This window comes from Larkinella arboricola (assembly GCF_003259745.1).
GTDB lineage: Bacteria > Bacteroidota > Bacteroidia > Cytophagales > Spirosomataceae > Larkinella > Larkinella arboricola.
The window spans coordinates 856,982-871,684 of record NZ_QLMC01000001.1; the positions used below are offsets into that span (position 1 = coordinate 856,982).

Here is a 14,703-nt window from a genome sequence, read left to right on the forward strand (position 1 = left end):
TGGAATTCTAATACAAAGAATTCCAGAATTAGTTTATAACGGACGGTCTCACAGTCAGCTCCCCGGTAGTGAAGGGCCGGTATAAAATTCATGTGGGATTATTTATTAACTTGATAATCAATTCTTCTGACGGTTTTTGCCCAGGGGATGTCAATTAAACACGGTAAACCGCATATTGTTGGAGGAACTTAAATCTGGCTTAGTTTCTTGTTAATACATGCCAGGAGTCACGAAGAATATGCCCTTTGAAGCAACATACCAGGCCGCCCGATCGGTAGCCGGAACGATAGAATCTTATTTCGACCATCATTTTGCTACTGCCACGCTGAACGGTGGCCCTGAAGCCGTGCATCAACCGCATGCACCGGAAATTGAAGCAATGATTGATACCGCTTTTTGGGCCAGCCTGCGGCACGAAGAAGGCTATTCGCCGAAGGTAACACTGGCGTTTCTGCCGCCCCAGCAAGCCGGTCGGCCTCTTATTTTTGCCCACCGATTGCGGTTTACGCCCGACATTCTAACCAAGCTGGCCCCGGCCGTCGAGCGACCGGGTATTCACCTCGGCGTCTGGTGCGAAGGAGAGGAACTCTATATCTGGGGAACTACCCGGGAAATTCCGGGCAACTGCTTCGTGCTGGAGGTTATCGAACCGGGTCTGCTGGTCATTAAACACCGTCGGCTCGACGGCTTTGGCAAGTTCGTCAACGTAGCCATTCTAAAAGGTGACCAGATCAAAATCGTGGATGAAAGTACGGCCGATTCGCTCGATTGCCCTATTGTGGTAACGTCGATGCTGGGTTTCACGCTGCCCTCGTTCTGGAATAACTCAATGAATATCCTGGTTCAGCTGGCGGTTTCCATGCGCGCTCACGGGCGGGGCGGCTTGCTGCTGGTTGTTCCTTCGATGAGTAATGCGTGGCGCGATTCCATTATCCAGCCAATTTCCTATCCGGTGGTTCCGGTTTTCTCCCAGTTGGCAGAATTATTGCGGCAGGAAAAGGAAGAGAATGTCTGGCGTCGTGACGTTAGTCTGTCCATTGACAGCATTGCCGGGCTGACCGCCGTGGATGGAGCCACAATCATCAATGATCGGTATGAGGTGCTGGCGTTTGGGGCAAAAATAGGCCGTTCGGCCCTGAGCGATCGGGTGGAACAGATCATCTGGACAGAACCCATCGTGGGCAATGAAGCGGTTGTGGTGCATCCGGCCCAGATCGGGGGAACCCGCCATCTGTCGGCGGCCCAGTTTATCTACGATCAGCGCGATGCCGTGGCACTGGTGGCTTCTCAGGATGGTCGTTTTACGATCTTTGCCTGGTCACCGAATGACCTGATGGTACACGCCCACCGGGTTGATTCGCTCTTATTGTAAAACAATTTGGGGCCTTACGCAGATTATAGTATGACCGGTTAGTAAACCGTCGTACCGCTTGCTGTGTGCCGGTATCCTGTATTTTTCTTTTCTAGCTATATTGGTAAAACTCTTTTATTCAGTATGATGGCTAATAGCGCCAAGCCCAATCGGTATTACCTCATTCATAACGAGCCTGTTTTACTAACTGAAAAGCTGTTGCGCGATCTTCAGCCGCCCAACCGTCCCCGACCGATTAAATTAACAAAACCGTGGCTTTCAGCTTTCGGTTTCTGGCCCGACCCATCGGCCAACTCCTGGCTATTGGAAGATGTCAGACTGGTACCCGGTATGAACTGCTGGCTTTGCGTCTATACCCGCCGGTATCTCCAGTATGTACACGAGCTTCAGGACTTATTCGAAGAGGTGCATGGCCATATTGAATTACAGTTAGGCACAGAGCCTTCCCGTCTGCATTTATCATCCGCTCGCCAAACGCTGGTGTCATAAGCATAAAACCGTATCCGGCCATCAGCCGAAACCACGTCGATGGCCGGATACCGTATAAAATTCCTTTCAACGGCAGATTCCCGTCGAAAATCCATCCGGACAACAGTATTTTTCGTCGCCGACTTCCTTACAGAGTAGATTGGCGTACGGATTCCGCGCTGTAAATACCGGCCGGGCTATGTACCGCCATAAATTCTCAAGAATCAGTTTTCAATGGAAAATTCCAGACGTGATTTTATCAAAAAAGCCGCTCTGAGCACCGCCGGAATCACTTTTGGCGGGTTGGCAACGGGGATGTCGGCAAAGAGTTACGCAAAAGTTATTGGGGCCAACGAGCGGTTGAACGTAGCCATTGCCGGGCTGGGCCGCCGGTTAGGTGCCTACTACGACCCAATTGGCAGGAAAGACAGCAACGTCGAGCTGGTGTATCTGTGCGATGTGATGAAAAAGCAGCGCGAAGCGGGTTTGCAGAAGTTTTCGAAGCATATCGATTATAAGCCGAAGCTGGAAAACGACATACGCAAAGTGATTGCCGACAAAAACGTGGATGTGCTGATCAATGCAACGCCCGACCACTGGCATGCACCCGGAACCTGGCTGGCTGCGCAGGGGGGCAAACACGTTTACGTCGAAAAACCGTGTAGCCAGAACCCGCGCGAAGGTGAAATTCTGGTTGAAATCCAGAAAAAATACGGCAAAGTAATTCAGATGGGTAACCAGCAGCGGTCAGCCGCCGAGTCGATTGATATCATCAATCAGATTCACAACGGTGCCATCGGAACGCCCTACAAAGCCGTTGCATTTTATAGCGCTCAGCGGGGCGAAGTACCCGTTCCGAAAGCGGCTCCTGTACCCGACGGGCTGGATTGGGATTTGTTTCAGGGACCGGCTCCCCGCACGCCCTACATGCACGATACCTGGGATTACAACTGGCACTGGTACGGCTGGAACTACGGAACCGCCGAAAGTGGCAACAACGCTACCCACGAACTGGACGTAGCCCGCTGGGCGTTGCAGGTCGATTACCCAGAATTTGTAACGGTCGAAGCCGCCAAACGGCATTTTCTGGAAGACGGCTGGTCGATGTACGACACCATGGATGCGACGTTCCGGTTTCCGGGCAACAAGATCATCAAGTGGGATGGCAAGAGCCGCAACGGATACAAAACCTACGGCACCGACCGCGGAACCGTCATTTACGGCAGCACCGGCAGCGTTTATGTCGACCGGGATGGTTACAAACTCTTCAACCGCGACGGGAAGATGATCAAAGACAGCAAATCCAGCGGTTCGGAAGCCGGAACGGCGCTGGGCGGAGGGGGCGATATGACGACGCGCCACGTGGTCAACTTCTTCAACGCCATTCGGGGCAAGGAAAAACAGAACTCACCCATCGACGAAGGGGCGAAAAGTACGTTGCTCTGCCATCTGGCCAACATTGCGTACCGGACCAATAAACCGCTGGAAATTGATACGAAAAACGGCCATATCCGTGACCGGGAAGCCATGAAGCTGTGGGGCCGGACGTACGAAAAAGGCTGGGAACCGCCGGTATAATCAGCAAGAAATACGGCTTTCCAACTGGAAGCATTCTTATAAAACCGTCAGCCGGGTCCGGCTGACGGTTTTATGTTAAGTAGCGTTTTTCAGGAACATCCACCGCACCTTTGGGCGTATGCGATCAGGCTAATTTTTCTTTAAAAAGGCCGATGGTACGTTCCCAGGCGAGTTTGGCAGCGGCTTCGTTGTAACGCGGTCCGGCGGTGTCGTTGTGGAAGGCGTGTTGTGTTCCTTCGTAGATATACAACTGATACGGCACGTTCGCTTTTTTGAGAGCTTCTTCGTAGGCTGGAATGCCCGCGTTAATCCGCTCGTCCAGACCGCCGTAGTGCAGTTGAACCGTGGCTTTGATTTTGGGTACATCGGCCACGTCCGGTTGGCGGCCATAAAAAGGCACAGCCGCTTTCAAATCCGGCGCATGAACAGCCAGTTGATTCGCCATGGCCCCGCCCCAGCAAAAACCAACACAACCGAGTTTTCCGTTGCTGTCCGGACGGCTTTTCAGGTAATCCAGCCCTTTCAGGAAATTCTGCCGGGTTTTTTCCGGGTCCAGCTTGCCGAACAATTCCCGCATCTGCGTTTCGTCGGGGGGCGTTCCACCGGCTGCCGACAGGGCATCGGGGGCCATCGCCAGAAAACCGGCTACGGCCAGCCGACGGGTAACATCCTCGATATGCGGATTTAGCCCCCGGTTTTCGTGAATGACCACCACAGAACCGTATTTGCCGTTGGCCTTCGGACGAGCCAGGTAGCCTTTCATGGTTGTGTCGGCACCGGGATACGTAACGCGTTCGGTGATAATCCGGTCGTCCTGGCCGCTTACGGTCTGGGCGTGGGCATAGTTGACTTCCAGCGTTGATAAAACCACCAGAGCCGCGCTCATACCGCCGGTCAGCTTCGCCAGTCGTTGCAGAAAAACATCCCGCTTCAGCGGTTTGTGGGTGTACTCGTCATACAGATTGATGATTTGCTGATCCATGGCTGAAAGGGTAGGAGAAAAGACAAAAAGGGTTATTGCTCCGAACCGCCACTGCTTCTTTTCTGACGTGCGGGGCGTTTTTTCGCATTCATTCGGCGTTTTCGCTGCGGCTGCGCCCCGCTTTTGCCCGGATTGTATTCCAGCGTTTCGCCCAGATGAGCCGGCAGCGATACTTTCGTGACCGGCGTTCCGATCAGTCGTTCGATGGCGGCAAATTTCCGTTGCTCCGTTTCACTGACAAACGTGTAGGCAATGCCGGTGGTTTCGGCGCGGGCGGTGCGTCCAATCCGGTGAACGTAATCTTCGCCGTCGTGCGGAACGTCGTAGTTGATTACCAGGTCAATGTTGTCGATGTCAATCCCGCGCGACAGAATATCGGTTGCCACCAGAATGTTCAGTTTCCGGCTGCGGAAAGCCTGCAAAGCCTGCTCCCGTTCCTGTTGTTCGAGATCAGAATGAATGGCTTCGGCGGCAAAACCGGTCTGTTTCAGCTCGCGGGTCAGTTGCTTGACGTTTTCCTTGCGGGAACAAAAAATCAGCACCGACGGAAAACTATGTTCCTTCAGCAGGTACTTGACCAGCGCGATTTTCTGTTTCTGGTAGAGCACAAACGCTTCCTGAACAATTTTGGCGGGTGGCTTCGACAGACTGAGCGTAATTTCTTCCGGTGATTTCAGGATTTTCCGGGCCAGTTCCCGAATCTTGGGCGGCATTGTGGCCGATAGCAGCAGACTTTGCCGGTTGGTGGGCAGGAAAGAAATGATCTTCACGATGTCGCCGTAAAAGCCCATATCCAGCATCCGGTCGGCTTCGTCAAGCACCAGGTACTGCAAGTGTTCAATTTTGGCATAGCCCATGTTCAGGTGGCTAATCATCCGACCCGGTGTGCAAATCACAATGTCGGCTCCCCCCGAGAGGGCCTGGCGTTCGGTGCTGTACGATGCGCCATCGCCCCCGCCGTATACCGCAATCGAACTGACGGCAGTAAAATAAGAAAACCCTTCGAGGTTCTGGGCAATCTGGATCGCCAGTTCGCGGGTGGGCACAATAACCAGCGCCTTGATGTGGTCATCGGGGCCAGCGGTTGTAATTTTGTGAAGAATGGGCAGCAGGTAAGAAGCCGTTTTACCCGTACCGGTTTGCGCCGACACGATCAGGTCCCTGCCTGCCAGAATAAGCGGAATAACCTTTTCCTGAACCAGTGTGGGTGTATCGTAATTCATGGCGTCGATGCCTTCCATCAAGCGTTCATCGAAGCCAAAGTCTGAGAATTTCAAGTTAAAATACCGTAGTTTGGGTGTATAGTCTGGTCAATATAACACTATTGCGGTGATTAAAGCAAATCGTGCGATAAATGGTCGGTTTATTGCTTTCCCGCAGGGCTTGTTTTCTTCCAATTCTGTTAACTTGCCAGAATCAATACGGATTAGATTGTCCCGGCCAATAGCTTCTTTTCACTCGTCTATGAATCGTTTTAAAATCGTCGCACTGGCTGTTACGCTTCTTGTTTCGGCCTGCCAGCGACCTGCCCGGCAATCCTCTAGCCAGACTACCGACTATTTCCCGGCGGCTGGCAATGCCTGGGAACATCGGCAACCAGAGGCTGTCGGGATGGATGCGGATTTGCTGCGACAGGCCGTTGCGTTTGCCAAACAGCGGGAAACCACCCAAATGCCCCCAGATTTTTCGACGCAGGAAGAAATCTTCGGAACCTTGCTGGGACCCGTCCCATCGGACCGCGCCCAGACCAATGGCCTAATCCTCCGACACGGTTATATTGTGGCCGAGTGGGGCGAAACCGACCGGCCCGATCCAACGTACAGCGTCGCTAAAAGTGTCCTTTCTACGCTGACCGGGCTGACCATCGACCGGGGCCTGATCAATGATGTCCACGATCCGGTGGCGAAATCCATTCACGACGGCGGTTATGATTCTGAGCAAAACCGCAAAATTACCTGGGAACACCATTTGCAGCAAACGAGCGAATGGGAAGGAGAGTTGTGGGGCAAAAAACACGACTTTGTGGGAAAGGAGGCTTACGGCAGAGGGGAACGGAAACCGCGTACCTTGCAGCAGCCCGGCCTGTTTTACGAATACAACGACGTGCGGATCAACCGGATGGCGCTGTCGCTGCTCCGCCTGTGGAAAAAGCCGTTGCCCAGCGTACTGAAAGACGAAATCATGGACCCGATTGGCGCATCAAATACGTGGCAGTACGTGGGGTACCCCAATGCCCGGGTTATGATTGACGGAAAAATGATGTCATCGGTCAGTGGCGGAACGCGCTGGGGCGGTGGCCTCTGGATCAGCACCCGCGACGAAGCCCGGTTTGGGTACCTGGCCCTGCGAAATGGCCGCTGGCGGGACAAACAACTGGTTTCGGCAAACTGGTTTAAAGCCGCCGTCCAGCGCGGCCCGGTTGGCCCGGACTACGGGTATTTGTGGTGGCTTAACACTGAGAAGAAAGCCTGGCCCAGCGCCCCGGCAACCAGCTTTGCCGCCATTGGCGCGGGCTCCAACACCATCTGGATTGATCCCGAACACGACCTTGTGATCGTCTGGCGGTGGCACGACGGCAACCCGGACGAGTTGATTAAACGGGTGCTGGCTGCGGTTAAATAAAGTAAAAAAGGCGGACCGATGGCCCGCCTTTTTCGTTCTTACTTCAAAATCGGTTCGAGAGCCGCCCGGTTTTCGTCGAGCCACTGCGCAATATCGGAGACAATTTCCTTGATGCCCAATTCCGGTTTCCAGCCCGTCAGTTTCGTTACTTTCGTGTTGTCGGTAATGTAAAGCCGGATGTCGGCGGCCCGGTTTTCGGCCACGCTGTTGATGGGGATAGTTTTGCCGGTTACTTCCTGGCAGATTTTCGTCAGTTCCTGCAATGATGCGCTGCTTTCGACACCCCCACCGGCATTCAGAATTTCGCCGTTAACTTTATCGATGTTATGCAATTCCCAGTCGATCAGGCGGTAGAGGTCGGCAATGTGGAGCATATCGCGGGTTTGCTTGCCGGTTCCGCCGTAGCCGATGTACGCCAGTTGCTGCTCGAAATAATGTTTGGCAATCCAGAGTACCATGACACCCTGATCAACTTTGCCCATCTGCCACGGTCCGGTAATCACTCCGCAGCGGTTGATAACGGTTTTCAGACCAAAAAACTCGTTGTACTCCTGAATAATCAGTTCCGACGCCAGCTTGGTGGTGCCGTACAGGGAACGGGCGCCGTCGAGTGGGAAGTTCTCGGCAATGCCTTTCGACGAAACGCCCGGTACGGGCTGGTTATCCGAAAGCACAAACCGCGTATCGTGCTCATCAAAATTCAAGGTTTCGATGGTTTTGATCGGATAGACGCGACTGGTAGAAAGAAAAATGACGTTAGCTTTGGATTTCAGCGCAAAGTTCAGGCAGTTGACCGTACCGAACAGGTTGGTGTTCATCAGGTAGTCGGGCGTTCCGGTCAGACCGGCCAGAACCGATGGTTCGGCGGAGGCTTCAATCAGCGTATCAACCGGCGGAATGGGGTCAAAATCTTCCTTGTTGCGGATGTCGCCGTGTACAAACTGAATACCGGCTTTGGTCAGCCGGGCTACATTCAGCTCGGAGCCTTTGCGTTTGAGGTTGTCGAGAACAAAAATTTCGTACTGTGGATAGTCGCTTTTGAGGGATAAAGCCAGTGAGGAGCCAACAAATCCCGCTCCGCCAGTGATCAGTATTTTCATTCAGATAAAAGTTAATTAGCGGTCAATCAATGGCTTTGGTTAGAACATAAAACCGTTGACTGCTAACGTATGGCTATTAGGTATCGATTCGTTTGAGTTTAACATTAACAACCGGGCGAATGACCAGCGGCACTTTCTCGATTTTCACTGCGCTGGTGTCGAGGCCAAACCAGCGGTCTTCGGGCGTCGTGAAATTTTTGACGAAAAAGTAGATATCCATGACAAACCGCTCCCGAAACGGAAGGTCGTTTTCGTAGGAAAGAAATTTCTCCAGCACCACAAATCGGAAGTCGCCGATGACATTCTGCCGACTGAGCGATTCGTACCGGCTGGTAATGTCCACTTCCTTATTTTTTACCATGTCTTCAATGACCTTCCGGAAGAAAAGGTTAATCCGCTGCTCAATCCGGAAACCCAGCCGGAACGTGACTTTGTAGACATCGTCGGGCGCAATGGTATTCACCTTGTATTCCATAGTGTATGGATCATCGGTGGTATCGACGTGGATAAACCAGTAAATATCAGCCCGTTTAGGCCGTTTCTGGAAAATCGAATAAATGATTTTGGACTCGATTTCGGCGGCCCGGGCCGCATTGCTCATGAACACCAGGTGTGTGGCGTATTTGGGGATGCTGATGTCGCGGCTGAGTTCCTTGAACGGCTGGATGTACTGGTCGATTTTGACGTATTCCGTCAACCGCAGCTTGATCCGGCTCGCGTTCAGCCAGATAATCATAATACCCGCCATTATCCCGGCGATCAGCACCGATACCCAGCCACCGTGCGTAAATTTGGCCAGGTTGGCAACCAGAAAGCTGGCTTCCACGAACAGGTAAAAGATCAGGAAAAACATGACAAACCACGCGTTGAACTTGTGGGAGTACATGTAGTAGCTAAACAGAATGGTGGTCATCAGCATGGTCAGCGTAATGGCCAGACCGTAAGCCGCTTCCATCCGCGAGGATTCCTGAAAGTACAGAACCACTCCAATACAACCCGCAAAAAGCAGCCAGTTGATGCTCGGAACGTAAAGCTGACCCTTCTTATTGGTCGGGTAGCGTAACCGGACTTTGGGCCAGAAATTGAGCCGGATGGCTTCGCTGATCAGCGTAAAAGCGCCCGTAATCATGGCCTGGCTCGCAATAACCGTCGCTGCGGTGGCAATCACAATACCGGCAAACAGAAACCATTCGGGCATCAGGCTGTAAAACGGATTTCGCTCGCCGAGCTTCTGGCCCGCCAGCCCTTCAATAAAAGCACCCTGTCCGAAATAATTCAACAGCAAACAGGCTTTCACGAACATCCAGCTGACCCGGATGTTGCCCCGGCCCGTATGCCCCATATCGGCGTAGAGGGCTTCGGCCCCCGTAGTTGAGAGGAAGACGGCCCCAAGCAGCCAGAACGCCCCGGGATAATCATTCAGAAAGTGATAAACATAATAGGGGTTGACGGCCTGAAGAATGGATAAATCATCGATAATATGCAAAGCTCCCAGTACGCCGAGCATGGTAAACCACAACAGCATAATAGGGCCGAAAGCCGTTCCGACCACGCTGGTCCCAAACGTCTGAATCAGGAACAGAAAAGCCAGAATGCCAATAACAATCGGAACCGTAGGAATGTCGGGGTAAATAATACGAAGCCCTTCAATAGCGGAAGAAACCGAAATCGGTGGTGTAATGATGCTATCGGCCAGCAGCGAACTCCCCCCGATAATGGCCGGAACGGTCAGCCAGCGGGCGTGGCGCCGAACCAGCGCGTAGAGTGCGAAGGTTCCGCCCTCTCCCCGGTTATCCGCCCGTAATACCAAAATGACATACTTGATGGTAGTCTGTAAGGTAATGGTCCAGAAGATACAGGACAAAGCTCCTCTGACGATATCTTCCTGAATGGGTTGATCGCTGCCAACCACGGCCCGGAGCACGTAAAGTGGCGAAGTACCAATGTCGCCGTAGATAATACCCAGAGCAACCAGCAAACCCGCTGCGCTTACCTTGTCCAGGTGCTTTTTATCTTCCATAGAAAGTAGATGCCGAGCTAACTCAGGTTCAGCCGGTAAAATCCGGCTTAAAGATAACGTTAAAAAAAGGAGAAAGGAGAAGATTGATCCGGAAAAAGGCATTGTGACCTTTAGCGGATTCAGCTTCTCCTTTCGCTTAACGATTTTCTTCTATTTATATCACCAGAATTTCTGCAAAACAGCCTATAAGGTCCCGGCCAGTAACACCAGATTCAGCACAATAATTAACGCGGCTACGGCCCAGCTCAGGATGGTCAGCCAGCGGGGGTTGACAAAAGCGCCCATTTTCAGCTTATCACTCGTAAACATCACCAGCGGCACGACGGCGAAGCTCAATTGCACCGATAAAATCACCTGACTGAAAACCAGCAATTCCGAGGTGCCCCGTTCGCCGTACAGAATGGTGACAATAAGAGCCGGAACAATGGCAATTAGACGGGTAATCAGTCGGCGGAGCCACGGTTTGAGCCGGATGTTCAGAAAGCCTTCCATGACGATCTGGCCCGCCAGTGTACCGGTTAGCGTTGAATTTTGCCCCGAAGCCAGCAGCGCCACGGCAAACAGCACACTGGCCAGCGTAGCGCCCAGCAGCGGATCGAGCAGGCGGTGGGCATCGGTTATGTCGGCCACCTCATGATTGCCGGACGTATGAAAAGCCGCAGCCGACAGAATCAGAATGGCGGCATTAATAAAAAACGCCATAAACAGGGATAAGGTCGAATCGATGGTGGCAAACCGAATGGCGTTCCGGCGGCCCGATTCAGTGCGGGCAAAGTCGCGGGTTTGAACAATGCTGGAATGCAGATACAGGTTGTGCGGCATCACCGTGGCTCCCAGAATACCGATGGCAATGTAGAGCATACCGGGATTGGTTACCACTTCTTTCTGCGGAATCAACCCACCAAAGATGGCAGAAACGTCGGGCCGGGCCAGAATAATTTCATATCCAAAACACAGCAGAATAACGAAAATCAGAGCCGCTACGATGCTTTCGAGCCAGCGAAAACCTTTGTGTTGCAAATACAGCAGCAGTAAAACGTCCAGCGCCGTGATGCACACCCCAACGGTCAGTGGGATACCGAACAACAGATTCAGCGCCAGTGCCGAGCCAATTACTTCGGCCAGGTCGCAGGCGGCAATGGCAATTTCGCACAGAACCCAGAGGACAATCGCCACCGGGCGGCTGTAGTGATCGCGGCAGGCCTGTGCCAGATCGCGGCCCGTAGCAATGCCCAGTTTGAGCGAAAGGTGCTGCAGGAGCATGGCAAATAAATTGGAAATCAGGATAACCGACAACAGGGTGTAACCGAATCGCGAACCACCGGCAATATCAGTGGCCCAGTTACCGGGGTCCATATACCCAACGGCCACCATCAGGCCCGGTCCGGCAAAAGCCATCAGCCGTTTTAAAAAAGAACCATTTTCCGGGACAGGAATACTGGCGTGGACCTCGGGTAATGATTTTGATAAATTTTCAGATTTCCATCCCTGTGCCATTATGGAGGTATTTTTATTCGTAATGCTAGCGTTAGGCTGCTATTTAATTTCCGTCTACAATAACACAACAAATATATCTAATGTTTCTAAATAAAAATTTAGGGCAGTCTAAAAATTTTTTGAACGGTAATAAAAAACTAGATTTGTAAGAAGAATAGAATAGACACGGTGTCTATCTTTCTGGTGGTAAGTCTATTAAGTAGAGATGGGTAGACGGTTTGTCTGTCCTGAGCCTATGCATTCATTCACGGAAGAAAATTATTTAAAAACCATCTATTACCTGGCGGCCCGGCAGGAGGGAGAGGTTACAACCAATTCGCTGGCCGAAATGACGGCTACGAAGGCCGCTTCGGTATCGGATATGTTGCGCAAACTGGCTGAGAAACAACTGATTCATTATAAAAAGTATCAGGGTGTACGGCTAACGGCGGAGGGGGAGCGGCTGGCGCTGAAAGTAATTCGGCGGCACCGGATCTGGGAGGTTTTTCTGGCCGAAAAGCTGGGGTTTGGCTGGGACGAAGTGCATGAAATGGCCGAAGAACTGGAGCACATCCGTTCGGAGGAGCTGGTCGAAAAACTCGACGCGTTTCTGGGCTACCCGCAGTTTGACCCCCACGGCGATCCGATTCCGAGTCCGGCGGGGCAGATGCCAGCTGTTGAATACAGCAAACTCTCGGAGGTGGGTGTCGGAACGGAGGTGCAGGTCATGGGTGTGCTGGAACATTCGCCGGAATTTCTGCAACACCTCGATAAAACCGGTCTTAATCTGGGTTGCCGGGTACGGGTGCAGGACATCAACACCTTTGATAAATCCGTCTCTGTACAGATTAACCAGGAAAAAACGTTATTTGTCAGTAACGAAGTGGCCCGAAATTTACTGGTCAATTAAAACCGAACGGACTCCAGCAAGCTTTCATGAAACTCCTCGATTGGTATATTTTAAAGCGGTTTTTGCTGACGTACTTCTTTGTCGTAATGGTTATCGTGCTGGTAGTCTGCGTTGTTGACTACACGGAGAAAGTAGACGATTTCTACAAGCACAATGCCCCCGGCGACAGGATCATCTTTGATTATTATCTCAACTTCATTCCGTACTGGGCCAACTACATCAGTCCGCTGATGGTGTTTATTGCCACGGTATTTATGACCTCGCGGCTGGCGGCTAAATCCGAAATTATTGCCATTCTCAGCAGCGGCATCAGCTTTGTCCGGCTCATGGTTCCGTATGCCCTGGGGGCCCTGATCCTGAGCGTTGCCACGTATTTTCTGGTGGGCTGGGTGGTGCCGAAAGCCAATCAAACCCGTATCGCTTTTGAGTTGAAATACACCAAAGACCCCTACACGTATTCGGGCCGGAATATTCACATCAAGGTGGCGCCCAACGTCTATGCTTACCTGGAAAGTTATAACAACCAGAGCAATACGGGGTATAAATTCACGCTGGAGGAGGTGAAGGGCAACCAATTGATGCAAAAAATGGCGGGTGAGCGCATTGAGTGGAGCCCGGAAAAGAAAAAGTGGACGGTATACAATTACAACCTACGGAAAATTAACGGCTTGCAGGAAACGCTGACGCATGGCGAAAAAGTTGATACCCTGCTGAACCTCTATCCGTCGGACTTTGACAGTGATTTTAGTCTCTACGAAACTTTTACCTTCCCCGAACTCGACAATTATATTGCCCTGCTCAGCAGCCGGGGCGCCGACGGTGTTGAAACCTACTTGCTGGAAAAATACTCGCGGCAGACGCGTCCGTTTGCCATTCTGATTCTGACCGCAATTGGCGTCATTATGTCGGCCCGGAAAAGCCGTCGGGGCGTGGGCTGGCAGGTCGCGCTGGGCTTTATTCTGGCATTTGTCTATCTGCTGTTTTTCATGCTGGCCAAAGGTATTGCTGAAGCGGGGAACCTGAATCCGATCCTGGCTGTCTGGCTGCCCAATATTGTGTTTACCGCCATCGGTCTGATCTTGTACCATACCATTCCACGATAACCGGGCCGCGCAGGCCGGGCCACGTAGGTCGGGCCGCGTAGGCATTTTGGTTTGGGTAAGTTTTTGCATTTAATAGTGACCCCGCACGTATTTAACGGACTAAAGCCTACGAGGCCCGGTCCTAGGTCTGTATGAACCGTCCAACACTCACTGATTACCTGCACCTTCATTTCCTGGTCCTGATCTGGGGATTTACAGCCATTCTGGGGCTGTTGATTTCCGTACCGGCTCTCACACTGGTGGTCTACCGGACGCTGCTGGCGGCTGTTGGGCTGGGATTGCTGCTGGTGGTTCAGCGAAAAATGGTGCCGGTTGCACCCGCCGATCGGTTGAAACTATTGGCAACCGGCGTGGTGATTGCCTTACACTGGGCTTTGTTTTTCGGAGCGGCCCGCGTCGCCAATGTGTCGGTTTGTCTGGCCGGCATGGCAACCGGTTCGCTGTGGACCAGTTTGCTCGAACCGTTGTTTGTCCGCCGACGGCTGCAACTGATCGAGGTCATACTTGGTATGCTTGTTATGGCGGGTTTATACATGATTTTTCGTTTTGAAATTGACCGGGCGGCTGGCTTGCTGATGGCGGTTTTCTCGGCCATGCTGGCGGCCGTTTTCACGATTGTCAATAGCCAGTTTACCCGGCGGTATCCGCCCATGACCATCACCTTTTACGAAATGTCGGGGGCTTTTGGTGGTTCACTGCTATTTCTGGGGTTATATTTGGCATTTGGTTTAGAAACACCGTCATCGCTGTGGCCCCAGCCAACCGACTGGCTCTGGATTGCCATTCTGGCGTTTGTCTGTACGGTATACGCTTATTCGGCTTCGGTCTGGCTGATGCGTAAGTTCTCGGCCTTTGCGGTAAACCTGACCGTCAATCTGGAGCCGGTATACGGTATTGCCTTGGCCTGGCTGTTTTTCGGCGACCGCGAACGGATGACCACCGGCTTTTATGCAGGTACCGTGGTGATTCTGGTTGCGGTGCTGGTGTATCCGGTCTGGCAGCGAAAAATGGATAAGAAAAATGTTTATCCGATTCAATAACCCAGGGTTACGAAACGTCAATGGCGGTTTTG

The 14,703-nt window shown here is 52.3% G+C and carries 12 protein-coding genes; 7 read left to right on the forward strand and 5 right to left on the reverse strand.

The features are described 5' to 3' along the window. Positions 1 to 217 precede the first annotated feature (217 nt). From LX87_RS03535 to LX87_RS03540, 3 genes are all read left to right on the forward strand, one after another. Positions 218 to 1,372, forward strand: a complete 1,155-nt coding sequence (locus LX87_RS03535) for a putative sensor domain DACNV-containing protein (protein WP_229310534.1) — start codon at positions 218 to 220, stop codon at positions 1,370 to 1,372. Between the two features lie 123 nt (positions 1,373 to 1,495). Further along, positions 1,496 to 1,861 carry a hypothetical protein gene (locus tag LX87_RS28500; protein ID WP_146624420.1) on the forward strand — a complete coding sequence of 122 codons (366 nt, stop codon included), beginning with the start codon at positions 1,496 to 1,498 and terminating at the stop codon, positions 1,859 to 1,861. Between the two features lie 213 nt (positions 1,862 to 2,074). After that, on the forward strand, positions 2,075 to 3,418 hold the full coding sequence (locus LX87_RS03540) for a Gfo/Idh/MocA family protein (protein WP_111626776.1): 1,344 nt from the start codon (positions 2,075 to 2,077) through the stop codon (positions 3,416 to 3,418). A 124-nt stretch (positions 3,419 to 3,542) separates the two neighbouring features. On the opposite strand, the gene LX87_RS03545 is transcribed toward LX87_RS03540, so the two are convergent. Then, positions 3,543 to 4,400: a dienelactone hydrolase family protein gene (locus LX87_RS03545; protein WP_111626777.1), complete on the reverse strand. Its 858-nt coding sequence runs from the start codon at positions 4,398 to 4,400 to the stop codon at positions 3,543 to 3,545. Between the two features lie 32 nt (positions 4,401 to 4,432). Further along, positions 4,433 to 5,677, reverse strand: coding sequence for a DEAD/DEAH box helicase (locus tag LX87_RS03550; RefSeq protein ID WP_111626778.1), 1,245 nt, complete (start codon positions 5,675 to 5,677; stop codon positions 4,433 to 4,435). A 187-nt stretch (positions 5,678 to 5,864) separates the two neighbouring features. Between LX87_RS03550 and LX87_RS03555 the strand changes: the two genes are divergently transcribed. Then, on the forward strand, positions 5,865 to 7,022 hold the full coding sequence (locus tag LX87_RS03555; RefSeq protein WP_111626779.1) for a serine hydrolase domain-containing protein: 1,158 nt from the start codon (positions 5,865 to 5,867) through the stop codon (positions 7,020 to 7,022). Between the two features lie 38 nt (positions 7,023 to 7,060). Here LX87_RS03555 and LX87_RS03560 read toward each other — a convergent pair whose 3' ends face one another. The 3 genes from LX87_RS03560 to LX87_RS03570 all read right to left on the reverse strand — a co-directional run bounded on the left by LX87_RS03560 (position 7,061) and on the right by LX87_RS03570 (position 11,639). After that, positions 7,061 to 8,122: an NAD-dependent epimerase/dehydratase family protein gene (locus tag LX87_RS03560; protein ID WP_111626780.1), complete on the reverse strand. Its 1,062-nt coding sequence runs from the start codon at positions 8,120 to 8,122 to the stop codon at positions 7,061 to 7,063. Positions 8,123 to 8,198: 76 nt separating this feature from the next. Continuing rightward, on the reverse strand, positions 8,199 to 10,142 hold the full coding sequence (locus tag LX87_RS03565; protein WP_111626781.1) for a KUP/HAK/KT family potassium transporter: 1,944 nt from the start codon (positions 10,140 to 10,142) through the stop codon (positions 8,199 to 8,201). A 183-nt stretch (positions 10,143 to 10,325) separates the two neighbouring features. Further along, positions 10,326 to 11,639, reverse strand: a complete 1,314-nt coding sequence (locus LX87_RS03570) for an Nramp family divalent metal transporter (RefSeq protein ID WP_111626782.1) — start codon at positions 11,637 to 11,639, stop codon at positions 10,326 to 10,328. A gap of 235 nt (positions 11,640 to 11,874) precedes the next feature. On the opposite strand from LX87_RS03570, the gene LX87_RS03575 reads away from it, so the two are divergent. From LX87_RS03575 to LX87_RS03585, 3 genes are all read left to right on the forward strand, one after another. Continuing rightward, positions 11,875 to 12,528 carry a metal-dependent transcriptional regulator gene (locus LX87_RS03575; RefSeq protein WP_111626783.1) on the forward strand — a complete coding sequence of 218 codons (654 nt, stop codon included), beginning with the start codon at positions 11,875 to 11,877 and terminating at the stop codon, positions 12,526 to 12,528. Positions 12,529 to 12,554: 26 nt separating this feature from the next. Continuing rightward, positions 12,555 to 13,631 (forward strand): LptF/LptG family permease, encoded by a 1,077-nt coding sequence (locus tag LX87_RS03580; RefSeq protein WP_111626784.1) that lies wholly within the window; start codon positions 12,555 to 12,557, stop codon positions 13,629 to 13,631. 131 nt (positions 13,632 to 13,762) lie between these two features. Continuing rightward, complete coding sequence (locus LX87_RS03585; RefSeq protein ID WP_111626785.1) at positions 13,763 to 14,671, forward strand: DMT family transporter; 909 nt, start codon at positions 13,763 to 13,765, stop codon at positions 14,669 to 14,671. The last annotated feature ends 32 nt before the right edge of the window (positions 14,672 to 14,703 follow it).

Excerpts from the sequence above, each read along its gene's own strand:
- LX87_RS03535 (WP_229310534.1), top strand. The coding sequence starts at position 218 with ATGCCAGGAGTCACGAAGAATATGCCCTTTGAAGCAACATACCAGGCC.
- LX87_RS28500 (WP_146624420.1), top strand. The coding sequence starts at position 1,496 with ATGATGGCTAATAGCGCCAAGCCCAATCGGTATTACCTCATTCATAAC.
- LX87_RS03540 (WP_111626776.1), top strand. The coding sequence starts at position 2,075 with ATGGAAAATTCCAGACGTGATTTTATCAAAAAAGCCGCTCTGAGCACC.
- LX87_RS03545 (WP_111626777.1), bottom strand. The coding sequence starts at position 4,400 with ATGGATCAGCAAATCATCAATCTGTATGACGAGTACACCCACAAACCG.
- LX87_RS03555 (WP_111626779.1), top strand. The coding sequence starts at position 5,865 with ATGAATCGTTTTAAAATCGTCGCACTGGCTGTTACGCTTCTTGTTTCG.
- LX87_RS03560 (WP_111626780.1), bottom strand. The coding sequence starts at position 8,122 with ATGAAAATACTGATCACTGGCGGAGCGGGATTTGTTGGCTCCTCACTG.
- LX87_RS03565 (WP_111626781.1), bottom strand. The coding sequence starts at position 10,142 with ATGGAAGATAAAAAGCACCTGGACAAGGTAAGCGCAGCGGGTTTGCTG.
- LX87_RS03570 (WP_111626782.1), bottom strand. The coding sequence starts at position 11,639 with ATGGCACAGGGATGGAAATCTGAAAATTTATCAAAATCATTACCCGAG.
- LX87_RS03575 (WP_111626783.1), top strand. The coding sequence starts at position 11,875 with ATGCATTCATTCACGGAAGAAAATTATTTAAAAACCATCTATTACCTG.
- LX87_RS03580 (WP_111626784.1), top strand. The coding sequence starts at position 12,555 with ATGAAACTCCTCGATTGGTATATTTTAAAGCGGTTTTTGCTGACGTAC.
- LX87_RS03585 (WP_111626785.1), top strand. The coding sequence starts at position 13,763 with ATGAACCGTCCAACACTCACTGATTACCTGCACCTTCATTTCCTGGTC.